Genomic DNA, 23726 nt, shown 5'->3' on the forward strand with positions numbered 1-23726 from the left:
GTGTCCGGGTTTTTTTATGCGCGGGGTTTGTCAGTTGCCCAACTGTCCGCTGGTGTCGGCGTCAAAGCGCTGTTTGGCGCGATCTGCCGCTGGTTTGAGCAGCGCGAGCAGCGCGGCTTCGCTGTACAGCCGCGAGTCCCCAAGCTCTTTCGGCGTTGGCTCGATCGGGATCAGCACATCTTCACCGTCAGCGTGCAGCCAGATCGCCACGACGTGCAGTGCCGAGACAAACAACACGCGCAATTCAACGCTTTTGCCCTGCAGTTGCGGCGCCTGTTCCGCCAGTTTCAACGCGCCCACGGTGTCGGCGGCGCGGGTGCCGTGGTTCAGCGAAGCGAACTCGACATGGCCACGTACCTCGGCCAGTTGCGCATCGGCAATACTCACGCCGTCGGCAAACACCAAGTAATGCCAGTCGCCGATGCGTGCGTCTTTCAGACCTTTGCCCAGACTCAGGTCATCCAGCGTCAGCGAGTAGCCGCGATAGGCTTCGCTGAGGCTGACTTTGGCCGGTGCCGCGTTGGCGAACTGGCGGTTGATGCCGAAGCCCTGGTTTTGCAGCGCGGCTTGCAACACCGGACGCAAAGTCTGTACGCCGTTGGAAGGCGCCTTTGGATAAGTCAGTTGCATGATGTCGCCCTCCTAGTTTTTCGCGGTGAAGTAAGTGTGAGTCCAGTTGCCGCCGCCGTTGTACGAACCCGGGAAGGAGTTCAGCGCGCGGGTCGAGTAACCGTAGATCGAGTCGGCAACCAGCACATAGTTGCCGTTGGTGCCGTAGATCGCCAGGAAGTGCGCACCGCCACCATACCAGGCACAACGCAGGCCGACCGGGCGGCCCATGTTGATCTGATTCTGAATGGCCGACATCTGCAGCGAGCCCTGATTCATGCCGTTGTAGCTGCGGGTGGTCTGCAGGGCCGAATCCAGGTAGCCATAGACGTTGCACGGGCCAGGCTGGCTGCAGCAATTGCGGTCCAGTTGGGTGCTGGCGACGCCGCACTGAGTCCAGGATCCGGTGCCATAGTAGTTGCCGACCGATGTGGAAACGGCGGCCCAGCACCAGTTGGTCTGGGTCTGTTTCTGCATGCTGAAGTTGAGGTTGACAGCGGCCAGTGCCGCCGTTTGCGCAGTGGCTTCAACCTCGACCAGTTGCGGGTCCAGCAGGTGGCCAATGAGGCACCTTGGCAGGCTCTCGCCGGTGAATGATGTTGCTTGAGTGGTTAACATTTTTTCAGTCCTCCATGAATGAAAACAAGCGTCCAGCTTGTGGTTGTGTTGCGGTAATGCCGAGCGATCGGTGGTTAACGGTTTTCATCTGCGATGAACGGTGCCGATCTCCTTGCTCGAGGTAACCTTAGTCTGCATATGCGTTTATGCAAGAAAATAAATGCATAAATGCATTTTTGGCAGCAAAAGATCGCAGCCTTCGGCAGCTCCTACAGAGTTCGGTGTAGGAGCTGCCGAAGGCTGCGATCTTTTGATCTTGCTTTTAGCCCTCGGCTTTTTTCTCAGCCGTCCCCAATTCCTTCAAGCGCTGATCAATCAACTGGCACTTGTCCGGCAGATCCGCACTGGCCGTCCCCAGGTCCATTTTCTGCAACTCGGCGTTGATCTCCTTGGCCTTGGCCGGATTCTGTTCGGTGAGCTTGGCCACTTCCTTGGCCAGTTGTTCACGTTTGGCGGTGGCCTCTTCCGGCGTGCAGGCCCAGACGGGCAGGGCGCAGGCGAGGGTGGCGGCGAGGGTGAGCTTGAGCAGGGTTTTCATGGGGGCGGGCCTCCGTTCCGGTTAAGGCGGGTTAACCGGTGGAGGGCCGGATGACGTAAAAAGTTCAGAGTTGTGGCAGCCAGCAAGGTTTGCTGCCACAGGTTTATCAACTGCCATGACAGCAACTGGATTTTGTTTCTCTCTCATATCGGTCGTGGTGCCGCACCCATTCCATGATCTCGTCCTCATTGCGGCCCTTGGGCGTGAGGTCGAGATAGTTGTAGGCCCCAACCAACATATCCAGCCCACGGGCATAAGTTGAGTAGGTATGAAAAATCTCCCCGGATGCATTGCGATAAAACACACTCAGCCCCGGCATTTCTTCCTCGGCGCCGTCAGTCTTTTCGTAGTTGTAGGTAGCCTTTCCGGCTTCGGCGTCCTCGGCTCTGGCGCAAACACCAAAGTCGTAGTTGAAATCGGAACCGTCTGACGACACCCAGTCGAATTTCCAGCCCATGCGCTGCCTGAAGGCCTGAAACTGTTCGAACGGTGCGTGGGAGACCGCCACCACCGCGATATCGTGATGAGCCAGATGCTGGTTCGCGCCGTCGATGTGGTCGGACAGGAACGAGCAGCCCTGGCAGCCTTCCTCCCAGTCCTTGGCGAACATGAAGTGGTAAACAATCAGTTGACTGTGTTGGCCGAACAAGTCGGCCAGTTTCAGTTCGCCGTTCGGGCCGTGGAAGCGGTAGTCCTTGTCGACTCTGACCCAGGGCAACGCCCGGCGTTTGGCGCTGAGGCGATCGCGCTCGCGGGTGAAGGCCTTTTCGTCGGCCAGATGTTGTTTGCGCGCGGCGAGCCATTCTTCGCGCGATACCACCGGATGATTCTCGACGTTCATGATGATTTCTCCTGCGGGGGTTGAAACCGTCTCTGTCAGACTAGTCGTTTAACCCTCGATCAATTCGACAGACCGCCGGTCGGTCGCCGCGGAAAATGCCGCTGAACGGCTGCGGTGCGTCCGGGTCACAACCTATGACAGCGCCCCAAATCACGCGCACCGGAGGTTGAATCAGGATGACGACTTATAACTGGGATTTGATTGAACGTTTGCTGCATGAAGTGCAGAACAGTGCAGGCGAAAGTTTCGCGCCGCGAAAATATGCCGAGGATTATGCTGCGGCGAAAGCCAGCGCCGGTGAGCCGATCGAGAATCTGGATCACCTGAAAACGGTGGCTTGCGAATACGAAGGCTTGTTGCTTGATCGTGGATTTATCGAACCGCGTCCGGATCATATGGGCAGCACCGGCAACAATTTCATTCTGACCCCGCGTGGGTCGAGCCTGTTGAGCCTTATCGACAGCAGCATTCCCGGCAATGATCATCCACGGCAGGTGCTGGATGAGCAGGACGATGCGCTGGATGAAGCGACATTCGATGAAGTGGCTTCAAAGGCGCAGATTGCCTGAAAGTAAAAGATCGCAGCCTCCGGCAGCGCCTGCACATAACCCTGTAGGCGCTGCCGAAGGCTGCGATCTTTTGATCTTCTATTCCTGCTTTGCTGCCTTCAGACACTTCAAATCATTGAAGTCCTTACGCACACCCTCGATCTTCTTCAACAACCGCTGACGCTGCTGCGGCGTACTCTCCGCCATCAGATCCACCGCCAGCGAACGCGCCTGCGCTTCGGTGTTGGCGTAGGCCTTCTGGTAATCCGCTGTCCATAATCGCTCGCGGTTGACCAGAAGTGTCTCGATTCGCTGTGGGAATTCCGGACTTTTACGCTGGGCAACGGCGTTACTGAACTGCTGCTGCCAATGCGCGCGGTTGGCGATCCATTGAGTGTTCTGATCGCCCAGTGCGGTTGACCAGGCCATCACTCGTTGTTCCTGAGTAACGCTCAACGGGCCGAGCCAGTCGGTCAGGCGCTTGTCCATGCGTGCAGCGCGTTCAGCAATCTGCTGCGCCAGCGGCGGTTTGACGAATTCCTTTTCCCGTTTGCGCAGGTCCTTGGCGAACGCGTCGTTCATCTCGGCAACTTGTTTGTCGTCCAATCCTTGCAGCAATTCGACGGCCGACGGGGTGATCTGGTGCGCAGTTTCAGCGATGGCCTGTTTGGCCTCTGCGGTTCGCGCTTGCAACGCCGCGTCCGTCACCTGATTGGTTTCGACCATCGCCTGCAAGCGATCCAGCCAGTCGAGATAGCCCGGCAACTGCGTGGTGCAGTGCCAGTTCAGGTGTTCCTTGAGCCGTTCGTTGAACCAGTCCTTCTGCTCGCCGTTCATGTCCAGGTAGTCGCCAAGCGTCCACGGAATGATCACGTCGAGATTGCGGTAGGCCAGGCCGACACGGCTGCAGGCGCCGAGGGCGAGGGTGAAGATCAGCAGGGTGGCGATGTACTTGAACCAGCGAGACATGAGCGAGTCCTTGCGAGAGCCTGACGTCTGATTCCTATGTGAACGCAGGAGGCTCCCGGCAGTTCAGCCGATCAATAGAAAGCGCGTTCGGCCTTGAGCGTGACCAGGCCGTCGCACTCGCTGTTTTGCCCGGAGTAAGCCGAGCAATCGCTGCCACTGAGGTTGGAATTGCTATAGATCAGGTCGAGGTCGACGCCCATGAATGGCCGGGAAAATTTCACCGACCAATCGGTAAAACTGCTGACGTAACCACCGTCCACCGACACCGGCGTGTTCAGTTGATGGGTGGTGTATTTCATGCTGATCCCGATGCCGAACGGCTGATTGCCGCCAAGGTCGGCGAACAGCGTGTTGTTCTGTTTGTCCGGGTCGTTGCTGAAGGCCACGCCGAAACGACTGCCGAGCAGGGTCAGGCCGCCGAACAGTTCCTGGCTGTCGAGGGTGTCCACTTTGGGGTAGCTGTAGTGGATCATCCCGACTTCATAGCCGAGCGACTGATCGAAAGGTTGTTTGAAGCCGACGTAGGAGTCGATTTCGAGGTTCTTGCCCGGGGTAAGGCCCATGCTCGGTGCGTACTGGCCGACATACAGGCCGCTGTCGTGACTCAGATCGAGGCCACCGTGGAAAGAACCGACTGCGGCAGGTTTGACCAGCCCCTGAGCCATGCTGCGGCTGGGCGTGGTGCCGAGTTTGAGGTCGAAGTCGCCGAGTTCGCGCTGGAAAATCTGCGCGTGCGCGGACGAGCAGACCAGCAGGCCGACAAGCACTAAACGGAAAGATTTGAGCATGCGTCACTCCATGAACAGCGAGGGCAGGGCTTGAACCTGCTGAAACGCTTAATCCAGACGCGTGCAAGGATACCGGCGAATGCTCGGCAATGATGGCCGTTCGTCGATTTTCAAAGATTGATTAAACAGAATGGAGGCTGTTGCGCGGGTGCCAGTCCAGACGCTTCGAAGCTCAAAGCGTCTCAGGACGGGTGTATTACCGGGTATTACTTCTTGCCCAGGCTGATCTGCTTGGACGGGCCGAACGTCTGGCCGCTGACGCCTTTGGCAATTTGCTGGATTTCACCGCCGGACTTGAGGAACGCTGCGATCTGATCGTTAATCGATTCGCTGGTTTCAACGGCTGGAGCTGGCTTTGCTTTGCTGGTGGATGCTTTTACACGCATGGCGGCCATTAACCTGTAGAAAAGTAACTCGGCCAGGCATCGTACAGGAATAACTTGACAATTGCTTGATAAATATCCCCCGGAATAACTGAGCGCCTGGGTGGAGTATTCTCGATCAATTATTCGAAATATCATCCTAAGCTGCTGTTTTAAATACGAACATTTATTCGCCACGAGTGAGATTGTCTGCGGTGAAAAGGCGTGGCAATGCCTGCGATGGTCTGACGAATGGCGCTCCAGTCGCGTCAGATACAGGAAAATCAAGGCGTTCCGCCGATTTTTCCGAGACGGCCGTTCAGCCAGCGAACGAGACGGGCAAAACCGGGTAGAATGCCGCCCACGCAATGAGGGTTCTGGAAAATGGCTTTAGTCGGGCGTTACAACAGTTTGCAAGTGGTTAAACACACTAACTTCGGTTTATATCTGGACGGCGGTGCCGACGGCGAAATTCTTTTGCCCAACCGTTATATCCCTAAAGATATTCCCAGCGAAGATGAAGACTGGCTCAACGTATTTATTTATCTGGACAGCGAAGACAAACTTCTCGCTACCACTGAAAAACCAAAAGTTCAGGTCGGTGAATTTGCCAGTCTGAAAGTTGTTGAAGTCAACAGTATCGGTGTGTTCCTCGATTGGGGCCTGCCGAAGGATCTGTTGCTGCCGTATTCCGAAGAAAAGCGCCAGATGACCGCTGGCGAGTACTGCGTGGTGCACGTCTATCTCGATAAACATACGCGTCGCATCACCGCGACTGCGCGCCTGGATCGCTACCTCGACAAGACCCCGGCCAACTACAGCGCCGGTCAGGAAGTCGATTTGCTGGTTGCCGAAGCCACCGACATGGGCTTCAAGGCGATCATCAACAACAAGCACTGGGGCTTGATCCACAAGAATGAGATCTTCAAGTTCATGCGTTCCGGCATGCGCGAGAAGGGTTTCATCAAGGAAGTGCGTGCCGACGGCAAGATCAGCCTCAGCCTGCAACCGGTTGGCCAGGAAGCGGCAAGCAGCCTGAGTTCGAAGATTCTTGCCAAATTGCGTGAAAGCAACGGCACGCTGGCCATCAGTGACAAGAGCGATCCGGCGCTGATCAGCAGCATGTTCGGTGTCAGCAAGGGCAACTTCAAGAAGGCCATCGGTTCGCTGTACAAGGAAGGCAAGATCGTCATTCACGCCGATCGCATTGAACTAACCTGAGCCACCGCCGGCCCCATGTAGGAGCTGCCGCAGGCTGCGATCTTTTGATTTTCAAAGGCAAAAGATCGCAGCCTGCGGCAGCTCCTACATGAGGGTTCGCAGATGAAGAAAGTGTTGATTGCCTATGGCGCCACACTGCTGGCGTTTCTGTTGCTCGACGGTATCTGGCTCGGCGTATTGATGGCGCCGACCTACCGCGAGCTGCTCGGTTCGCTGATGCTCGAAAAACCGCTGCTGGTTCCGGCAGCGGTTTTTTATTGCCTGTACGTTTTTGGTTGCGTGCAGTTTGTGGTGTTGCCGGCGCTGAGCTGGCAACGGGCGGCAACGATGGGCGCATTGTTGGGGCTGGTGGCGTACGGCACGTATGACCTGACCAATTGGGCGACGTTGCGCGGGTGGTCGGTGCAGGTGAGTTTGATGGATTGGGCGTGGGGGGGCTTTGCGACGGCTGTTGCCTGCTCGGTCGGATTTTTGGTGACGAAACGACTACTGAGTTCACCACCCTGATCTGCGTTGTTCAAACTGACGCCATCGCTGGCAAGCCAGACTCCCACAGAGTTTTGTGTCGAACAAAGAGTCAATGAGCAAACCGGTCATTGTGGGAGCTGGCTTGCCAGCGAATGGCGGCGCAGCCGACGGCCATTCACCGCTGACGTTCCTGACGCAGACAAAGTCTTTTTCAGACGGCTTTTTTTGCCCGAGTGATTGATAATCCCCGACACAGATTTTCGACCAGTGGATGGCTGCCATGTTGTGTGTGTTCGAGGTGTTGCGGTGAGTGTCGAGCGGCGCAATGCCGATGGGTTTGCCTTGCAGGTGATGATCGGCCTGTGCCTGATCTGGGGCGTGCAGCAAGTGATGATCAAGTGGGCCGCGCCGGACATCGCGCCGGTGATGCAGGCCGCTGGACGCTCGGGGATATCCGCGTTGCTGGTGGGCCTGCTGCTGTGCTGGAAGGGTGGCTGGGATCAGGTCGGCAACACCTGGCGCGGCGGCCTGCTGGCCGGTGCGCTGTTTGGCCTGGAGTTCTTCTTCATCGCCGAAGGCCTGCAACTGACCACCGCCGCGCACATGTCGGTGTTCCTTTACACCGCGCCGATTTTCACCGCGCTCGGCGTACATTTTCTGTTGGCCAGTGAACGCTTGCGCCCGCTGCAGTGGCTGGGGATTCTGCTCGCGTTCGTCGGTATCGCCATCGCCTTCGCCGGCGGCGTGTCGTGGGACAACCTCGACCGGCGCATGCTGCTGGGTGATGCATTTGGTGTCATCGCCGGCGCTTGCTGGGGCGCGACCACCGTGGTGGTGCGCGCCTCGCGTCTGTCAGAGGCACCAGTGACGTTGACTCTGTTCTATCAGTTGATCGTCGGCTTCGTCGGTCTGCTGTTGATCGCACTGTTCAGCGGCCAGATCACTCACGTCAGCCTGACCACCGTGGCGGTCGCCAGCGTGTTGTTTCAGGGCCTGGTGGTGTCGTTCTTCAGTTACCTGACGTGGTTCTGGCTGCTGCGCCGCTATCTGGCGGCCAATCTGGCGGTGTTTTCGTTCATGACCCCGTTGTTCGGCGTCACGTTCGGCGTGGTCCTGCTCGGTGAAGAATTGAGCGTGAACTTCGTCATCGGCGCGGTGCTGGTGTTGCTCGGCATCACCTTTGTCAGCGCTGAGCAGTGGGTGCGTCGGCGTTTGCGCAAAGCCCTCGGCCAGCGCTGACCGATTGCAGCGCCAGCCCGCCGGCAATCAGCAGACCGCTGCCGGCAATGATCAGCGCCGGTTGCAGACCACCGCTGAAATGGCTGCTGAGCGCCGCCAGCAACGGCCCGCTGAGCTGGCCGACGGCGAAGCATGCGGTCAGCAGTCCGGCGTTGCGCTGAGTTGTATGCGGCGCCAGTTCTCGCGAGCGTTGCATCACCAGTTGCATGCAAGCGAGGAACGGCATGCCGCATAACACCACCCCCAGCGCCAGGCCATAACCGCTGCCCAACAAGCACGCAAAGACTCCCAGCGCCTGCAGCCACAGCGTGGCCGTCAGCCAGTGACGCGTGGTGTTCGGATCGTGGCGACGCAGACTCACCAGCAGCACGCCAATCGCCGCGCCGAGGCCGAAGCACGGCCAGAACAGATCAGCCTGCCATTGCCCGTGAAACTGCGCGTTGGCCATTTGCGAAAGAAACGTGGCGGGGATGATGTAACCCACGCCATACAGCGCATACACCACTGCCAGTCGCGGGATGCCGCGATTCGAATGGCTGACATTGAGCGTGGCGACCGGCGTGTGCACACCCGGTTGCGGCAGGATTCGTACGATTGCGAGCAACATCACCAGCGCCACGGCGGCATAGATCAGCCACAGCGTGGCGGAAGTCTGGTTCAGCAGATGTGAGAACAGCGCCAGCAGCCCGGTCAAAAAAATCCCCAGCCCCGGACCGGCAAATACCAGCGCCCCCAGCCGTGGCCGACCTGCAGCCGCTGCCAGTGGCTGACTCAGTGCGGTAATCATCACCAGCACCCAGGCACTCGCCACCCCGGTGCCGAAGCGCAACAGCAAATGCGCCCAGAAGCCGTTGGCCCAGAACGACGCCAGGGTCAGCAGCACGCACAGCCACAAGCCGCCATGCAACCGGCGCTGCACTTGCGGCGGACGATGGGCGAACATTGCGTCCACTGCGCCCAGCAGGTAGCCGAGGTAGTTGGCCGCGGCAATCAGACCGGTGGCGGTCAGGTCAACCTGGCCCTCGCTGAGCAGGTGCGGCAGTTGTGGCGTGAGGGCGAAACGCCCGATGCCCATGGCCATCATCAGGGCGACGAAGCAGGCGGATAAGCGAATCAGTGGCGACATGGTCGGGATTCCTGTGAAGGAGCGATGACCGTCAGGCTAGAACCGTTTGACTTTCTTTAAAATTGAATAATAGTGAGCAACTTGTTCTGTTATGGAGAAAACTCGTGGAGTTCAGCCAATTGCGGATCTTTCAGGCAGTCGCCGAGGAAGGTTCGATCACCCGCGCAGCAGAACGCCTGCACCGGGTGCCGTCCAACCTGTCGACCCGGCTCAAGCAGCTGGAAGAGCAATTGGGCGTCGAACTGTTCGTTCGTGAGCGTCAGCGTTTGCAGTTATCGCCTGCGGGAAAAGTCCTGCTGGACTACACCGGCAAGCTGTTCGCCCTGCGTGATCAAGCCAGTGCGGCAGTGATGGGCGGGCAACCGGCGGGGGATTTCGTTCTCGGTACGCTGTACAGCACCGCGGCAATCCACTTGCCGGCGTTGCTCGCGCGCTATCACAAGCAATATCCGGCGGTGAATCTGCAAGTGCAGTCCGGCCCCAGCGGCGAGTTGCTCGAAGGTCTGGTCTCCGGGCGTCTCGATGCGGCGTTGGTGGACGGTCCGCCGCAACTGGCCGGGATCGACGGGGTGCCGCTGTGTGACGAGCGTCTGGTGCTGATCAGTGAAGCCGATCACCCGCCGATCCGCAGCGCCAAAGAGGTCGAGGGCAGGGCGGTGTTCACCTTCCGTCATGGCTGCGCCTATCGCGCACGGCTGGAGGCGTGGTTCGTCCACTATCAGGCGGCGATGGGCCGGGCGATGGAGATCGAGTCGTATCAGGGCATGCTGGCTTGCGTGATTGCCGGCAGCGGTGTGGCATTGATGTCGGAGTCAATGCTGGCCAGTCTGCCGGGGCGCGAAAGCGTCGCGGTGCACCCTTTGGCCGAGCCGTTCGCCAGTGCGACAACGTGGCTCATGTGGCGCAAGGGCATGGTCGGGGCCAACCTCAATGCCTGGATTGAACAGCAGCAAGCGCTCTATCCCGTGGCTGCGAACGAAACCCGGCAAACGGCGTGAACCAACCGATAGTAATTCTGTTCAATTCAGTAACAGATCATTGCGGATTTGGCCGAGCATTGCGTAGGACTTCGGACTATTATCAGTGCGAAGCGGCCTCAGAATTCCGGTCGCTCAGCACTACCCTGAAGGGGGCATGACGATGAAAGATAAAATTCAGAACTGGCTGCACGATTTGGGTGTTGCCCTCGGCTTGATCGAACCGCCTCTGCAACCCGTACCGATCCGCACCGATGACGAACAGCGCCGGCGTCAGCCTCGCCGGCGGTAAGCACCACCCCATGTGAGTGACGCTGTTGTGGCGAGGGAGCTTGCTCCCGCCCGGCTGCGCAGCAGTCGTAAGGTCACTGAACAAGGTCCGTCTGGCACAACCGGGCTGAATGGTTTTGGGGCTGCTTCGCAGCCCAGCGGGAGCAAGCTCCCTCGCCACAGGGTTTCAGCTCACCCTGATGGTTGTATTTGGCAAACCCTCTCAATGCCGTCCAATCTCCAGTAAAAACCGGCTCAAGTCATTCGCGGTCTTCGCGGTCTTGAGCATGTGATCCTCTTCGGCAGTGAATGCCGTCAGTCCGAATTCATCTTCCAGATGGAAGATCAGATCCTCGATATCCGCCTTCTCCAGCCCCAGTTGCACCAGGCTGGTGTTGTCGTTGAAGTCGCGATTTTCCAGCAGGCGCTTGATGAACCGATGTACGGCGGCACGCACGGCAGCTCTTCTCATGGCAGACAGTTTCGTTGTTGTTTTGACTGATTACAGCAGGCCTCAAGCGTGTCGGCGCAGCCATTCGTCAATCATCGAGCGCAGATGCTCGCCGGAAAAACTGCCGAAATGTCCGCCATGCACCGTGCGGATCGGTAGCGCCTGCAAGCGCCGCAGACTGGCGGCGTAATCCTGCAGATTGGAGTGGTAGGCGTCCTCGATCAACGGCCCGTCGTAAATGATGTCGCCGCTGAACAACGTTTCGGTCGCCGCTTCATACAGGCTGATCCCGCCCGGCGAATGCCCCGGCGTGTGCAGCACCTGCAAGGTGCGGTTGCCCAGATCCAGCACGTCGCCATCCTCGACAAACCCGGTGGCCGGCGCGGCCTTGACCCGGTATTCGGCGTAGCACAGCGGGCAGCCCGGGTGCGCCTCGAACATGTCGTCGCCGACGAAGGCCCGGCTCAGGTCATTGTCACCATCCGGCGCGGCAAGAATGTCGGCCTCGGCGCGATGTACCAGGCGTTCGGCGAATTCGTGATGCCCGGCGATGTGATCAAAGTGGCAGTGGCTGGCGACGGCCACCAGCGGCCGTTCGGTGAGCCACGGCAACTGTTCGCGCAGGCTGACCAGCCCCGAGCCGCTGTCGAGCAGCAGATCCTTGTTGCGGCCCTGGATGTGCCAGAGGTTGCAGCGGTAGAACGGGCGGATGTACGGCTCGTGGATCAACCGGATGCCATCGCTCAAGCTCAAAACGTCGAACCATTGATCGCGAGAAACAATCTTCATCAATCATTTTCTCCAGACGAAAAAAACGGGTGTGGCAACCGACGCCACACCCGTCGAAGAAAGCATCAAGTCGTTACATCAAAGCTTAGATCGCACTCGCCACCGTCGCCGGGCGCGGGGAGACCAGGCTGACCACCACAAAACTCACCAGGCCCACAGCCAGGCTGTAGTAGATCGGCGTGTTGGCGTCCAGACCGTCCTTGAACATGAACAGCAGAGCGGTGGCAAAACCCAGGCCCATGCTGGCGATGGCGCCGGCGGTGGTCGCGCGTTTCCAGAAAATCGCACCGATCAGCGGAATCAGCATGCCGCCCACCAACAGGTTGTACGCCAGGGTCAGGGCGCTGATCACGTCATTCACCACCAGCGCGATGCCCAGGACCACGACACCGGTCAGCAGGGTGAACAGGCGGTTGATCGCCAGGCTCGACTGTTTGCCGCCGCGCAATTTCGGCAGCAGGTCTTCAGTCAGGGTGGTGGCAGCAGCGAGCAGGCCGGCGCTGGCGGTGGACATCATCGCCGCCAGTGCCGCAGCGATTACCAGACCACGGATGCCGTCCGGCAGCGACAGTTTGACGATGGCGGCGAAGGCGTTGTTGACGTTGTCCAGATCCGGGATCAGTACGTGAGCGGCCATGCCGATCAGTGCGCAGGCCAGACCGTAGAGGATGCAGTAGATACCGGCGATGCTGCCGGCGTACTGGGCGACTTTGGCGGTCTTGACGGTGAACACCCGTTGCCAGATGTCTTGACCGATCAGGATGCCGAAGAAGTAGATCATGAAGTAGGTGATGATCGTGTCCCAGCCGATGGTGGTGAAGTTGAACGCCGCTGCCGGCAGCTTCAGCACCAGTTCGTCCCAGCCGCCGACGCGGTACAGGCAGATCGGCAACAGGATGAACATCAGGCCCACGGTCTTGATGATGAACTGGACGATGTCTGTCAGGGTCAGCGACCACATGCCGCCGATCGCCGAGTAGATCACCACCACGCCACCGCCGAGCAATACCGAGATCCAGAAGGGCAGGCCGAACAGCACTTGCAGTACGGTGCCGATCGCCAGGATCGAGGTCACGCCGATCATCAGGGCATAGGCCAGCATGATCGCCGCGCTCGCCGAGCGGGCCATCGGGTTGTAGCGTTTTTCCAGCACCTGGGTAACGGTGTAGATCTTCAGTTTCAGCAGTGGTTTGGCAAGGAACAGGTTCAGCGCGACGATGCCGCAGCCCAGTGCCGCGCACAACCAGAAGCCGGAAATGCCATGCACGTAGCCCAGACGCACGGTGCCGACGGTGGACGCGCCACCGAGTACGGTCGCGGCCATGGTGCCCATGTACAGGCTCGGGCCCAGGTTACGCCCGGCGACCAGAAAGTCCTCGTTGGTCTTGGCCTTGCGCATGCCGTAGTAGCCGAGCAACAGCATGCCGGCGGCGTAGATGAGGACGACGAATAAATCCAAAGCCATGATGGCGTGTCTCCGATTGTCTTTTTTATGTGGAACGCTGAATCGAATGCCTCTCTGTGGCGAGGGAGCTTGCTCCCGCTGGGCTGCGAAGCGGCCCCAACAGCTTCATTGCGACTGCTGCGCAGTCGAGCGGGAGCAAGCTCCCTCGCCACAAGAACTCCAATCCTTCAAATTTTCTGTGTGAATCAGGCCGCCTGGCGCAGTGCCGATTTAGCTGGCGACTTCGCGCCTTGGCTGCGCGCATCCTGCGGTCCAAACACCTCCCGCGGTTCCGGGAACAGGCTCAGCAGCGTCAGGTACACCACCGAGGCCAGGCCCAGGGTCACCGGCAGGCTGATGTCGATACCACCGGCCATCTCGCCCAGCGGGCCGACGAACTGCCCCGGCAGGTTGACGAAACACAGGCCGACCGCCGCGCTCGGGATCCATGCGCCCAGGCCACGCCAGTTCCAGCCGTGGTTGAACCAGTAGCGTCCGCCTTGCTCGCCGCGAGTGAACACCTGCAGGTCATCCGGGCAGTAGAAGCCGCGACGCATCAAGAGGCCGATGATCATGATCACCATCCACGGGGTGGTGCAGGTGATGATCAGCACGGCGAAGGTCGACACGCTTTGCACCAGGTTCGCCGCGAAGCGCCCGATGAAGATGAAGGCAATCGACAGCACGCCGATCAGCAGCGTGGCTTTCACGCGTGACAGCACCCGTGGGAACACGCTGGACATGTCCAGCCCGGTGCCATACAGCGAGGTGGTGCCGGTGGACATGCCGCCGATCACCGCAATCAGGCACACCGGCAGGAAGAACCAGCTCGGCGATACCGCCAGCAGGCCGCCCACATAGTTGTTCGCCGCGATGTAGTCCGGCGCCTTGATCGCGACAATGGTCGCGGTGGTCAGGCCGAACAGGAACGGGATGAACGTGGCGATCTGCGACAGCACCACGGCGGCCATGATCCGCTGCTTGGAGGTGTCACGCGGGATGTAGCGCGACCAGTCGCCGAGGAACGCACCGAAGGAAATCGGGTTGCTCATCGCCACCAGCGCCGCGCCGATGAACGCCGCCCAGAAGCCCGGTTGACCGAGGTTCACCGTGCCGGCGTAGTTCACATCGAAAGGACCGGCGAAGGCGAAGATGCCCAGCAGGAACAACAGGCTGGCGCTCCACACCGCGATCTTGTTCACCCACAGCAGAAAGCGGAAGCCGTAGATGCACACGGTCAGCACCAGAATCGCGAACAGACCGTAGGCCAGACCCAGGGTCAGGTCGGTTTCCGGCAGACCGATCAGGCGTTTCGCACCCCCGATCAACGCATCCCCCGAACTCCACACCGAGAGCGAGAAAAACGCGATGGCGGTCAACAGCGACAGGAACGAGCCGACGATCCGCCCGTGCACGCCGAAGTGGGCACCCGAGGACACGGCATTGTTGGTGCCGTTGAGCGGGCCGAACAGGCCCATCGGTGCGAGGATCAGCGAGCCGAGCAGCACGCCCAGCACAATTGCCCAGACGCCGGCCTGAAACGACAGGCCGAACAGCACCGGGAAACTGCCGAGCACGGCGGTGGCAAAGGTATTGGAACCACCGAAGATCATCCGGAACAAGTCCGTCGGGCCTGCGGTGCGTTCGTGGTCCGGGATCTGCTCGACCCCGTGGGTTTCAATTTGCGTAAGGCTTTGGTCGTTGTTGTTGTTATTCATGATCTGCTCCGATCATAAAGGCGCGCCTCATCGTGTGTGAGGCGTCACCTGTTTGGCTAAGGGGATGGCAGCCCTTCCGGCATTGCGGACAAATGTTCGTGGCAGGCCAGCCAATGGCCTTGTTGTTCTAGGCTCGACGCTTGTTTCCTGAAAACAATCGTCTCGCGCTCCTGGCTGAAATGTTGCTCCCCTTGCATGCGCAGCTCGGTGGCCACGTCATGGATAAACACCGCCACGTCACCTTGCAGGCTGACGAAGGCGTTGCTCGAAGTGCACGACAGCACTTCAAAGCCATCCTCGGCGCGCCAGCTGTCCCACAAGGCCTGATAGGCATCGCGCGACAGCAACGGCTGTTCGAGGGTGTAAAACACGAAACTTGCATCGGCGCTGAACGCGCCGAAATAAGCTTCGCGATCGTTGCGAGCGAAGGCGGACACCAGATCGGCGGCCGCTTTCAACACCTGATCACGTTCGTTCATGGCCGAACCCTCAGCGGTGGACCACGCCCGGCAGTACGCAGAGCATTTCGTACAGCAGGTTGGCGGCCAGCAGCGAGGTGTTGCCGGTGGTGTCGTAAGCGGGCGAGACTTCTACCAGATCGCAGCCGATCAGGTCGAGGCCCTGGCAGCCACGAACGATTTCAATCGCCTGAATGGTCGTCAGACCACCGATTTCCGGGGTGCCGGTGCCGGGCGCCCAGGCCGGGTCGATACCGTCGATGTCGAAGCTCAGGTACACCGGGCCGCCGCCGACTTTCTCGCGCACTTCGGCCATCAGCGGTGCCAGCGACTTGTGCCAGCACTCTTCGGCTTGTACGACGCGGAAGCCCTGATCGCGGCTCCAGTTGAAGTCGTCAGCGGTGTAGCCCTGTGCGCGCAGACCAATCTGCACCACGCGGTCGCAGTCCAGAAGACCTTCTTCGACGGCGCGACGGAAGGTCGTGCCGTGGGCGATCTTCTCGCCGAACATGTGATCGTTGACGTCAGCGTGGGCATCGATGTGCACCAGACCGACCTTGCCGTGCTTTTTGTGGATGGCACGCAGGATCGGCAGGGTGATGGTGTGGTCGCCACCCAGGGTCATCGGGATCACGTTGTGCTCGAGGATGTTGTCGTAGGCTTCTTCGATGATGCGCACGGCGTCGAGCAGGTTGAAGGTGTTGATCGCCACGTCACCGATGTCGGCAACCGACAGCGAGTCGAACGGCGCGGCGCCGGTGGCCATGTTGTACGGGCGGATCATCACCGATTCGGTGCGGATGTCGCGCGGCCCGAAGCGGGTGCCGGGGCGCAGCGAAGTACCGATGTCCAGGGGCACGCCAACGAAGGCAGCGTCCAGGCCGGCAGCGGTCGGTACATGGGGGAGTCGGAGCATGGTGGCGATGCCGCCGAAGCGCGGCATTTCGTTGCCGCCCAGTGGTTGGTGAAGAATCTTGTCCACGGGTAGGGCCTCATCGTCTTTGTTTTATTTATGTCGGCGCACCGTCGAGCACAGGTTCGGACGCCGCTGTGGGGCCGATTCTGCGAAATGTAGTGCGGGGGAAGAATCGCTACGGGCAAAAACTTAGTTCAGATTTTTCTAAACTAATGGAGAGGCGCGGGATAGACTTCCCGAACCCGTACCGATACCCCTGTGGCGAGGGAGCTTGCTCCCGCTGGGCGGCGCAGCCGCCCCAAAACCACACGACTCGGTACACCTGATCAACTGTATTTGCCGGGTTTGCGACTGCTTCGCAGCCGAGCGGGAGCAAGCTCCCTCGCCACAAGGGATGTGGTGTGGTGCAGCGTTCTACGCACCTGTGATCCTTGTTTGTGGAGTACCTGATGGCCAACGCTTTACCCGACCTGAAACTATTGCGCATCTTCGTCAGCGTGGTCCGGCATCAGGGTTTTGCCAATGCGCAGCAGGAGCTCAACCTGTCGACCTCGGCGATCAGCACCTACATGAGCCAGCTCGAAGCGGCGCTCGGTCTGGTGCTGTGTCATCGCGGGCGCGGCGGGTTCAGCCTGACCAGCAAGGGCGAGCTGTTCCATCAGGAAACCCTGCGCCTGCTCGCCGAACTCGAAGGTTTCGAGCAATACGCCGCCGCGCTCAAGGGCGAACTGCGTGGCACGCTCAACCTCGGGGTGATCGACTCCACCGTCAGCGACAAGGCCTTGCCGTTCGCCGAAGCCATTGGCGCCTACAGTCAGGAACACCCGGCGGTGCATTTGCACCTGTCGGTGATGAGCCCCTACGAACTGCAACTCGGTGTGCAGGACAACCGTCTCGACTTGGCGATCGGCGCGTTTTCCACGCGCATGAGCGGTCTGGTGTACATGCCGCTGTACCGCGAGCAACACTGGCTGTATTGCAGCAGCCGGCATCCGCTGTTCAACGAGCGGCGAATTCCCGAGCAGGTCATCACCCAGCAACGCATGGTTGGCCGTGGTTACTGGAGCCAGGCAGAGCTGGCGCGCCATGGTTTCAAGCACAGCGCGGCGACTGTGGAAAGTATGGAGGCGCAACTGATTCTGGTGCTGTCCGGCGCCTACATCGGTTACCTGCCGGAGCACTACGCCCAGGCCTGGGCCGACAAGGGCGACTTGCGCGTGTTGCTGCCGGCAACTTTCGGTTATCAGGCACCGTTCTCGATGATCATGCGTCGTGGCCGCAGCCGCGAACCGCTGATCCAGACCTTCCGTGATTTGCTCAAAGCACAGCTCAATCAGGCATAGAACCATGTCCAGACCGCAATGCCCGCGCTGCCTGCGCCCACAAACCCACTGCCTGTGCCCGCTGATCCCGAGCCTCGACAGCCGCACCCGCGTTCTGCTGTTGCAGCATCCGAGCGAGGTCAATCACGCGCTCAACACCGCGCGACTGGCGGCGCTGGGTTTGACCAATGCCGAGCTGATTGTGGGGGAGGTGTTCGAGGATTTGCCGGCGTTGTTGAACCGACCCGGTTATCAGGCGCGGTTGCTGTTTCCCGCTGACGATGCGCAGCCGATGCAGGCTTACCGCGAATCCGATGAGCCGCTGCTGTTGGTGGTGCCGGACGGCACCTGGCGCAAGGCGCGCAAGATGCTCCATCTCAATCCATTGTTGGCGGCGTTGCCGCGGGTGACGCTGGCGCAGGGCGGGGTGTCGCGTTACCGGTTGCGCAAGGCGCCGGGGCCGGGGGCGTTGTCGACGATTGAGGCGATTGTGCAGGCGCTGGAAACCCTTGAGGCGCCGACGACTTTTTCGCCGTTACTGAAGCCGTTCGAGGCGTTGATCGAGGGGCAGATTGCGGCGATGGGGGCGGAGGTTTTTCAGCGTAATCATGGCGACAGATAAGTGTTGGCAGTACTGGCCTCATCGCTGGCAAGCCAGCTCCCACAGGTTCTGAGGTGTTCGCAGATTTTGTGTTCGACACGGACACTGTGGGAGCTGGCTTGCCAGCGATGAGGCCAGCCAATTCACCACAAAATCCAGACATTTCTACCGCTCCCGCATCGCCTCGGTCCGGGCTTTGAGCACCGGTTTAAGCAGATAATCCAGCACACTTTTCTCCCCGGTAATGATGTCCACCGTCGCCACCATCCCCGGGATGATCAGCAGCGGTTTCACATCGCCGCCCAAGTGGTTTTTATCTGTGCGCACCTGAATCAGGTAGAAGCTGTTGCCCTTGTCATCGGTGATGGTGTCGGCGCCGATCAGTTCCAGTTTTGCGCTCAGGCCGCCATAGATCGTGTAGTCATAAGCACTGAACTTGACCATGGCTTTCTGGCCCGGATGGAGGAACGCGACGTCTTGCGGACGGACCTTGGCTTCGATCAGCAGGTTGTCTTCCAGCGGCACGATTTCCACCATGTCGCTACCCGGCTGCACCACGCCGCCGATCGTGTTGACCTTCAGCTGCTTGATCACCCCGTGCACGGGCGAGGTCACGGTGGTGCGGCTGACGCGGTCGTCGATGGCGATGCTCGAGGCGGTGATTTTCGACAGGTCGGTGCGTTTCTGATTGAGGTCCTTGGCGGCGTCGGAGCGGAAGGTCTGTTCCGACTCGTCGATCTTGCTCTTGATCTCGTTGATTGCCGATTCGGCCCTTGGGATCGCCAGGGTCGTTGCGTTGAGTGAACCGCGAATTTCCACCGCGCTGCGTTTCAGTCGCAGGATCTCCACCGGTGATACCGCACCCGTGCCGACCAGTGGCGCCGACATGTTCATCTCTTGCTGCAGCAGCGCCAGACTGGAGCTGTACTGGCCTTGCTTGGAGCGAAACTCCGCCAGCTCCTGAGTCTTCTGCCGCAGTTGTTCGGTGAGGGTGCGTTGCTCACTGGCCAGACGCCGTTGGCGCTGGTCATACAGCGCGCGCTCGTCTTCGGCGACCTGTGGCGCCTTGGCGATCACTTCGTCAGACAGCTTGAACGGACGGCCCTCGGCTTCGGCGGAAAGGCGTTCGACTTGCGCGGTCAGGGCGTAACGATCGGCTTCGCTCTCACCCTTGTTCGACAGAAACCGCGTGTCATCCAGGCGCAACAGTTTGTCGCCCTTGTTCACCATCTGTCCTTCACGGACAAAGATCTCGGTGACGATCCCGCCCTCAAGGTTCTGGATCACCTGGACCTTGCTCGAGGGAATCGCCTTGCCTTCGCCCATGGTCACTTCTTCGAGCACGGCGAACTTGGCCCAGACCAGCGCACTGATCAACAGCGCTGCCGCCAGCCACACGGTGATCCGCGACCAGCGCGGCGAATCCTGCAATGCCGCGCCGGCGGTTTCCGGCATGAACTCGGCTTCGGCGCTTTTGCCGAAACTGTCGAAGTAGCCGCGTGATTTGCTATCTGAAGCTGCAGACATGGGGCGATACCCCTCACTCAAGAGAAACAGGTCAACACAATCCTTGTGGCGAGGGAGCTTGCTCCCGCTTGGGTGCGCAGCGCCCACAAGATCTTTGGGGCTGCTTCGCAACCCAGCGGGAGCAAGCTCCCTCGCCACAGACAGTAGGTGGCCGCAGGTTTATGTTGCATCGACTAAACCGCCGCCGAGCCGACCCGGCCTTTGCGCAGTGCATCGATGACCGCTTCTTTCGGGCCGTCGGCGACGACCCGGCCGTTGTCCAGTACCAGCAGCCGATCCACCAGGCTCAGCATCGAGGTGCGGTGGGTGACCAGCAGCAGCGTCTTGCCTTGCACCCAGCCGTGCAGCTTCTGGCGCAGCAGGTCTTCGCTGCTGTTGTCCATGGCGCTGGTGGGTTCGTCGAGCAGCATGATCGGTGGGTCGAGCAGCAACGCCCGGGCCAGTAACACCGCTTGGCGCTGGCCGCCGGAAAGTAATTGGCCGCGTTCGCCTACCGGCCGGTCGAAACCTTGCGGATGCTGGCGCGCCAGTTCGGTGACGCCGGTCAGTTCGGCGACTTCGAGCATGCGTGAATCGCTGATGTAGCGGGCGCCGAGGGTCAGGTTGTCGCGCAGGCTGCCGGCCAAAAGCGGCAGGTCGTGGGCGACATACCCGATCTGCTGGCGCAGGTCGGCGACATCCAGTTGCCGCAGGTCGAGACCGTCGAGCAGCAACTGGCCTTCCTCGGGTTCATAGAAGCCCATCACCAGCCGCGCCAGGGTGCTTTTGCCCGAGCCGCTGCGGCCGATGATGCCGATCCGCTCGCCGGGTTTCATGCTGAAGCTGACGTTGCTCAGCGCCGGTGCATTCTGGCCGTTGTAGTGAAAGGTCACGCCACTGACGTCCAGCGCACCTTGCAGTTGCGTGCGTTCCAGTGGCCGCTGCTTGCCGTCGCGCTCCTGGGGCAGGCCCATCAGTGCGTCGGTGCTTTTCATGGTCAGTTGCGCTTGCTGGTAGCGGGTGATCAGCCCGGCGATCTGTCCCAATGGCGCGAGCACCCGGCTGCCGAGCATGTAGCTGGCGACCAGCGCACCGACGCTGAGGTTGCCGGCGATGATGCTGTAGACCCCGGCGACAATCGTCGCCATCCCGGAAAACTGCTGAATGAACAGCGTGCCGTTGGTCGCCAGCGCCGAAAGATTGCGCGCGTGGCTGTCGAGGCGGGTGAGGGCGCCGTGGGTGCTTTCCCATTTGTGCTGGCGCTCGCTTTCGGCGCTGCAGGCCTTGAGGGTTTCCAGGCCGCCGAGGGTTTCGATCAGCAGCGCCTGCCGTTCGGCACCGAGGCTCAGGCTTTTCTGCACGGTGTCACGCAGGCGGACCTGAATCGCCAGGGCAAAAATGATCGTGAGCGGAAACGCCAGCAGCGGAATCACCACCAGCCAGCCGCCGAGCAGGCCGATCACCACCAGCATCAACACCACGAAGGGCAGGTCGATCAGGCTGGTCAGGGTCACGGCGGTGAGGAATTCGCGCAGGCCCTGAAAGTCATGAATGCTCTGGGCGAAACCGCCAATGGTTGCCGGCCGCGCTTTCATCGACATGCCGGTGATGCGTTCAAATAAAGTCGCGGAAAGGATCACATCGGTTTTCTTGCCGGCAGTGTCCAGCAGGTGCGCGCGCACCACCCGCAACACCAGTTCGAAACCGGTGCCGATCAGCAGGCCGATCGCCAACACCCACAGGGTCGACGTGGCCTGATTCGGCACCACGCGGTCGTAGGTCTGCATGACGAACAGCGGCACCATCAGGCCCAGCAGGTTGATCAGGAAACTGGCGAGAATTGCATCGCTGTACAGCCATTTCGACAGCTTCAGCGTGTCGCGAAACCAGGCATGCACCCGCGGCACCAGCGGTGACCGCAAGTCTTCGAGTTCGTGGCGCGGACGGGCGAACAAGGCCTGGCCGCTGTAGTGTTCGGCGAGTTCTTCGCGCTCGACCCATTGCTCGCCACCATCGGCTTCGCTGGGCAGGATCAGCGCCTTGCCGTCGTCGGCGAACCGTCGCAGCACGGCGGTGCGCCCATCCTTGAGCAGCAACAGGATCGGCAGATTCAGCGTAGAAATATCCTTCAGCTCGCGGCGCAACAAACGCGCCTGCAAACCGGCCCGGGCCGCTGCGCGGGGCAGCAGGTCCAGGCTCAGACGTTGCTTGTTCAGAGGCAGCCCGGCACTCAGGCTGGCGCGACTGACCGTCGCGCCGTGGAGCTTGCAGAGGATCAACAGACCGTCGAGCAACGGGTCATCGAAGCTCAGCCGCGGATCGATCCCGGTGTGTCCGCCTTCGGCCATGCTGGTCATATTGATCGCCCCTGTAATGACTGGTCCAACCTTGTGGCGAGGGGATTTATCCCCGATGGCTGCGCAGCAGCCCCATGGAACTCATTGCTGCTCAAATCTTTGGGGTCACTGCGCAACCCAGCGGGAGCAAGCTCCCTCGCCACAATGGATCGTGGGACTTACTTCAGCTCAGGCAGGCGTGCTTCGTTTTTGACTTCGGTCGCTGCGATCGCATCCGCCGGCAGAACCACCCGTTGCTTGCTCAGCAACTGGCCCATGTTCGCCAGCACGCGGTACATCGAATATTCCTCGGTGTAGCGGATTTCGGTGTAGCGGCGGTTAGCGTTGTAGAGCTCGTTTTCACTGTCGAGCAAGTCGAGCAGGGTGCGTTGTCCGAGGCCGAACTGATCCTGATACGCCGCGCGTACACGCTTGGTGGTCTCGGCGTATTCGCGGGCGGTCGGGGTCTGCTTGTTCGCGTTGACCATCGCGTTCCAGGCCAGGTGAATGTTCTCGTTCAACTGGCGCAGGGCGTTGTTGCGAATGTCCATCGCCTGGTTGATCTGGTGCGCATCGGACGCCAGACGGGCCTTGTCGCTGCCGCCGCGGAACAGGTTGTAATTCATGATCACGCCGACGCGCCATTCGTTGTCGTGGCCTTCATCGCCTTGCACGTTGTTGTTCGCACCCACCGCCGCTTCGGCGTCGAAACGCGGGTAGAACGGCGATTTGGCGACTTCGTACTGGCTCTCGGCTGACTGCACGTCCGCCTGCGCGGATTTCAGGTACGGGTTGTTCTCGACCATGCTCTGCTGGGCTTCCGGCAGGCTGGTGGGGATTTCGCCGCGAGTCGACGGTGGCGCTTCCAGCTCATCGGGCATGCGTCCGACCACGGCGTAGAAGTTCGATTCGGCATCCGCCAGATCGACCTCGGCAGTGTCGAGGTTGTTTTGCGCCAGCGCCTTACGGGCCACCGATTGATCGGAGTCGGCGGTGCTGCCGATGCCGCGCTGGGTGCGCAGGCCGATCTGGTCATTCACGCGCAAGTGCGCTTGCAGGTTGTTCCTGGCCAGGGTCACCAGTTCACGGCGCTTGAGCACTTCGAGGTAGACCTCGATGGTGCGCAGCGCCAGATCCTGAGCGGTGCCCTGTGCGTAATAGGCGCGCGAGTTGGACACGCCCTTGGTGCGCTCGACCTCGTTGGCGGTGTTGAAGCCGTCGAAGATCATCTGCCGCAGGCGCAGTTCCGACTGGGTGTAATTGAGGATTTCGGTGTGGTGATTACCGAAAGCCCGGGTATTGGTGTTGTCGCTGTAACCGCGCCCGTAAGCGGCATTCAAATCGACGGACGGATAGAAGCCACCCTTGGCCACTTTCACCTGTTCATCGGCGGACAGTTTGGCGTCCACGCGCGAGGCGAGATCCGGGTGGGTGGCGATGGTGCTTTGAATCGCTTCGGTCAGGTTCATGGCCTGGGCTTGGGAAGTGCAAGCCATGGCCAGCAAAACCGCGCTGCAGAGGGGGGTTAAAACGCGCATGGGGTGCATCTCCCTGGTCCTGATGGTGCGTTACTGTCGCCAAATATTTGACGATAATTTGAGGTGTAAGCGT

The 23726-nt window shown here is 60.4% G+C and carries 25 protein-coding genes; 8 read left to right on the plus strand and 17 right to left on the minus strand.

The window, feature by feature from the left end:
* Positions 1–30 precede the first annotated feature (30 nt).
* The 4 genes from ABV589_RS22415 to ABV589_RS22430 form a co-directional block, all read right to left on the minus strand.
* A complete protein-coding gene (locus ABV589_RS22415) occupies positions 31–630 on the minus strand; it encodes a hypothetical protein (RefSeq protein ID WP_007962528.1) in 600 nt (199 codons plus the stop codon).
* Between the two features lie 12 nt (positions 631–642).
* The gene (locus tag ABV589_RS22420; protein WP_367083720.1) at positions 643–1227 is read right to left on the minus strand and encodes a papain-like cysteine protease family protein; all 585 of its coding nucleotides are present in this window, start codon (positions 1225–1227) and stop codon (positions 643–645) included.
* Positions 1228–1489: 262 nt separating this feature from the next.
* Complete coding sequence (locus tag ABV589_RS22425) at positions 1490–1765, minus strand: hypothetical protein (protein ID WP_041070242.1); 276 nt, start codon at positions 1763–1765, stop codon at positions 1490–1492.
* A gap of 106 nt (positions 1766–1871) precedes the next feature.
* Positions 1872–2606 carry a thioredoxin family protein gene (locus tag ABV589_RS22430; RefSeq protein WP_367083722.1) on the minus strand — a complete coding sequence of 245 codons (735 nt, stop codon included), beginning with the start codon at positions 2604–2606 and terminating at the stop codon, positions 1872–1874.
* Positions 2607–2782: 176 nt separating this feature from the next.
* Between ABV589_RS22430 and ABV589_RS22435 the strand changes: the two genes are divergently transcribed.
* The gene (locus tag ABV589_RS22435; RefSeq protein ID WP_007962546.1) at positions 2783–3175 is read left to right on the plus strand and encodes a hypothetical protein; all 393 of its coding nucleotides are present in this window, start codon (positions 2783–2785) and stop codon (positions 3173–3175) included.
* A gap of 78 nt (positions 3176–3253) precedes the next feature.
* Here the strand turns inward: ABV589_RS22435 and ABV589_RS22440 are convergent, their stop codons facing one another.
* The 3 genes from ABV589_RS22440 to ABV589_RS22450 form a co-directional block, all read right to left on the minus strand.
* Positions 3254–4123 carry a DUF6279 family lipoprotein gene (locus ABV589_RS22440; protein ID WP_367083725.1) on the minus strand — a complete coding sequence of 290 codons (870 nt, stop codon included), beginning with the start codon at positions 4121–4123 and terminating at the stop codon, positions 3254–3256.
* Between the two features lie 71 nt (positions 4124–4194).
* Entirely contained in the window at positions 4195–4911 is a 717-nt protein-coding gene (locus ABV589_RS22445) for a TorF family putative porin (RefSeq protein WP_367083727.1), read from the minus strand.
* A gap of 206 nt (positions 4912–5117) precedes the next feature.
* A complete protein-coding gene (locus ABV589_RS22450) occupies positions 5118–5306 on the minus strand; it encodes a hypothetical protein (protein ID WP_016985943.1) in 189 nt (62 codons plus the stop codon).
* A gap of 351 nt (positions 5307–5657) precedes the next feature.
* On the opposite strand from ABV589_RS22450, the gene ABV589_RS22455 reads away from it, so the two are divergent.
* The 3 genes from ABV589_RS22455 to ABV589_RS22465 all read left to right on the plus strand — a co-directional run bounded on the left by ABV589_RS22455 (position 5658) and on the right by ABV589_RS22465 (position 8201).
* A complete protein-coding gene (locus ABV589_RS22455; RefSeq protein WP_202369380.1) occupies positions 5658–6494 on the plus strand; it encodes a S1-like domain-containing RNA-binding protein in 837 nt (278 codons plus the stop codon).
* Positions 6495–6596: 102 nt separating this feature from the next.
* Positions 6597–7001, plus strand: a complete 405-nt coding sequence (locus tag ABV589_RS22460) for a DUF2177 family protein (protein ID WP_367083729.1) — start codon at positions 6597–6599, stop codon at positions 6999–7001.
* Positions 7002–7268: 267 nt separating this feature from the next.
* Complete coding sequence (locus tag ABV589_RS22465) at positions 7269–8201, plus strand: DMT family transporter (RefSeq protein ID WP_367083731.1); 933 nt, start codon at positions 7269–7271, stop codon at positions 8199–8201.
* Here the strand turns inward: ABV589_RS22465 and ABV589_RS22470 are convergent.
* Positions 8146–9327, minus strand: coding sequence for an MFS transporter (locus ABV589_RS22470; protein WP_367083733.1), 1182 nt, complete (start codon positions 9325–9327; stop codon positions 8146–8148). The two genes, ABV589_RS22465 and ABV589_RS22470, sit on opposite strands and share 56 nt — an antisense overlap.
* A 104-nt stretch (positions 9328–9431) precedes the next feature.
* Between ABV589_RS22470 and ABV589_RS22475 the strand changes: the two genes are divergently transcribed.
* Both ABV589_RS22475 and ABV589_RS22480 read left to right on the plus strand, forming a co-directional pair.
* Complete coding sequence (locus tag ABV589_RS22475) at positions 9432–10325, plus strand: LysR family transcriptional regulator (RefSeq protein WP_108589373.1); 894 nt, start codon at positions 9432–9434, stop codon at positions 10323–10325.
* Between the two features lie 142 nt (positions 10326–10467).
* Positions 10468–10596, plus strand: a complete 129-nt coding sequence (locus ABV589_RS22480) for a PA1414 family protein (protein WP_367083735.1) — start codon at positions 10468–10470, stop codon at positions 10594–10596.
* 201 nt (positions 10597–10797) lie between these two features.
* Here the strand turns inward: ABV589_RS22480 and ABV589_RS22485 are convergent, their stop codons facing one another.
* The 6 genes from ABV589_RS22485 to speB form a co-directional block, all read right to left on the minus strand.
* Positions 10798–11046 (minus strand): hypothetical protein, encoded by a 249-nt coding sequence (locus ABV589_RS22485; RefSeq protein WP_007962561.1) that lies wholly within the window; start codon positions 11044–11046, stop codon positions 10798–10800.
* A gap of 42 nt (positions 11047–11088) precedes the next feature.
* Entirely contained in the window at positions 11089–11814 is a 726-nt protein-coding gene (locus ABV589_RS22490) for an MBL fold metallo-hydrolase (protein WP_367083738.1), read from the minus strand.
* Positions 11815–11899: 85 nt separating this feature from the next.
* Positions 11900–13279, minus strand: a complete 1380-nt coding sequence (locus ABV589_RS22495; RefSeq protein WP_047598203.1) for a sodium:solute symporter — start codon at positions 13277–13279, stop codon at positions 11900–11902.
* A gap of 185 nt (positions 13280–13464) precedes the next feature.
* Entirely contained in the window at positions 13465–14976 is a 1512-nt protein-coding gene (locus ABV589_RS22500) for a cytosine permease (RefSeq protein ID WP_007962564.1), read from the minus strand.
* A 56-nt stretch (positions 14977–15032) separates the two neighbouring features.
* Positions 15033–15455 carry a nuclear transport factor 2 family protein gene (locus tag ABV589_RS22505; protein WP_047292404.1) on the minus strand — a complete coding sequence of 141 codons (423 nt, stop codon included), beginning with the start codon at positions 15453–15455 and terminating at the stop codon, positions 15033–15035.
* Positions 15456–15465: 10 nt separating this feature from the next.
* Entirely contained in the window at positions 15466–16416 is a 951-nt protein-coding gene (gene speB / locus ABV589_RS22510) for an agmatinase (protein ID WP_003222717.1), read from the minus strand.
* Positions 16417–16799: 383 nt separating this feature from the next.
* On the opposite strand from speB, the gene ABV589_RS22515 reads away from it, so the two are divergent.
* Positions 16800–17693 (plus strand): LysR family transcriptional regulator, encoded by an 894-nt coding sequence (locus ABV589_RS22515; protein ID WP_007956593.1) that lies wholly within the window; start codon positions 16800–16802, stop codon positions 17691–17693.
* A gap of 4 nt (positions 17694–17697) precedes the next feature.
* Entirely contained in the window at positions 17698–18294 is a 597-nt protein-coding gene (locus ABV589_RS22520; RefSeq protein WP_367083742.1) for a DTW domain-containing protein, read from the plus strand.
* Between the two features lie 144 nt (positions 18295–18438).
* On the opposite strand, the gene ABV589_RS22525 is transcribed toward ABV589_RS22520, so the two are convergent.
* From ABV589_RS22525 to ABV589_RS22535, 3 genes are all read right to left on the minus strand, one after another.
* Positions 18439–19800: an HlyD family type I secretion periplasmic adaptor subunit gene (locus ABV589_RS22525; RefSeq protein ID WP_367083744.1), complete on the minus strand. Its 1362-nt coding sequence runs from the start codon at positions 19798–19800 to the stop codon at positions 18439–18441.
* Between the two features lie 173 nt (positions 19801–19973).
* Complete coding sequence (locus ABV589_RS22530; protein WP_367083745.1) at positions 19974–22136, minus strand: type I secretion system permease/ATPase; 2163 nt, start codon at positions 22134–22136, stop codon at positions 19974–19976.
* A 158-nt stretch (positions 22137–22294) separates the two neighbouring features.
* A complete protein-coding gene (locus ABV589_RS22535) occupies positions 22295–23653 on the minus strand; it encodes a TolC family outer membrane protein (protein ID WP_007962570.1) in 1359 nt (452 codons plus the stop codon).
* Positions 23654–23726: the final 73 nt, after the last annotated feature.

Source organism: Pseudomonas sp. HOU2 (assembly GCF_040729435.1).
Taxonomy (GTDB): domain Bacteria; phylum Pseudomonadota; class Gammaproteobacteria; order Pseudomonadales; family Pseudomonadaceae; genus Aquipseudomonas.

Coding starts and splice junctions, on each gene's coding strand:
- ABV589_RS22435 (WP_007962546.1), top strand. CDS start 2,783: ATGACGACTTATAACTGGGATTTGATTGAACGTTTGCTGCATGAAGTG.
- ABV589_RS22515 (WP_007956593.1), top strand. CDS start 16,800: ATGGCCAACGCTTTACCCGACCTGAAACTATTGCGCATCTTCGTCAGC.
- ABV589_RS22450 (WP_016985943.1), bottom strand. CDS start 5,306: ATGGCCGCCATGCGTGTAAAAGCATCCACCAGCAAAGCAAAGCCAGCT.
- ABV589_RS22445 (WP_367083727.1), bottom strand. CDS start 4,911: ATGCTCAAATCTTTCCGTTTAGTGCTTGTCGGCCTGCTGGTCTGCTCG.
- ABV589_RS22500 (WP_007962564.1), bottom strand. CDS start 14,976: ATGAATAACAACAACAACGACCAAAGCCTTACGCAAATTGAAACCCAC.
- ABV589_RS22440 (WP_367083725.1), bottom strand. CDS start 4,123: ATGTCTCGCTGGTTCAAGTACATCGCCACCCTGCTGATCTTCACCCTC.
- ABV589_RS22520 (WP_367083742.1), top strand. CDS start 17,698: ATGTCCAGACCGCAATGCCCGCGCTGCCTGCGCCCACAAACCCACTGC.
- ABV589_RS22535 (WP_007962570.1), bottom strand. CDS start 23,653: ATGCGCGTTTTAACCCCCCTCTGCAGCGCGGTTTTGCTGGCCATGGCT.
- ABV589_RS22480 (WP_367083735.1), top strand. CDS start 10,468: ATGAAAGATAAAATTCAGAACTGGCTGCACGATTTGGGTGTTGCCCTC.
- ABV589_RS22525 (WP_367083744.1), bottom strand. CDS start 19,800: ATGTCTGCAGCTTCAGATAGCAAATCACGCGGCTACTTCGACAGTTTC.
- ABV589_RS22505 (WP_047292404.1), bottom strand. CDS start 15,455: ATGAACGAACGTGATCAGGTGTTGAAAGCGGCCGCCGATCTGGTGTCC.
- ABV589_RS22460 (WP_367083729.1), top strand. CDS start 6,597: ATGAAGAAAGTGTTGATTGCCTATGGCGCCACACTGCTGGCGTTTCTG.
- ABV589_RS22495 (WP_047598203.1), bottom strand. CDS start 13,279: ATGGCTTTGGATTTATTCGTCGTCCTCATCTACGCCGCCGGCATGCTG.
- ABV589_RS22430 (WP_367083722.1), bottom strand. CDS start 2,606: ATGAACGTCGAGAATCATCCGGTGGTATCGCGCGAAGAATGGCTCGCC.
- ABV589_RS22485 (WP_007962561.1), bottom strand. CDS start 11,046: ATGAGAAGAGCTGCCGTGCGTGCCGCCGTACATCGGTTCATCAAGCGC.
- ABV589_RS22530 (WP_367083745.1), bottom strand. CDS start 22,136: ATGACCAGCATGGCCGAAGGCGGACACACCGGGATCGATCCGCGGCTG.
- ABV589_RS22425 (WP_041070242.1), bottom strand. CDS start 1,765: ATGAAAACCCTGCTCAAGCTCACCCTCGCCGCCACCCTCGCCTGCGCC.
- ABV589_RS22455 (WP_202369380.1), top strand. CDS start 5,658: ATGGCTTTAGTCGGGCGTTACAACAGTTTGCAAGTGGTTAAACACACT.
- ABV589_RS22415 (WP_007962528.1), bottom strand. CDS start 630: ATGCAACTGACTTATCCAAAGGCGCCTTCCAACGGCGTACAGACTTTG.
- ABV589_RS22490 (WP_367083738.1), bottom strand. CDS start 11,814: ATGAAGATTGTTTCTCGCGATCAATGGTTCGACGTTTTGAGCTTGAGC.
- ABV589_RS22470 (WP_367083733.1), bottom strand. CDS start 9,327: ATGTCGCCACTGATTCGCTTATCCGCCTGCTTCGTCGCCCTGATGATG.
- ABV589_RS22420 (WP_367083720.1), bottom strand. CDS start 1,227: ATGTTAACCACTCAAGCAACATCATTCACCGGCGAGAGCCTGCCAAGG.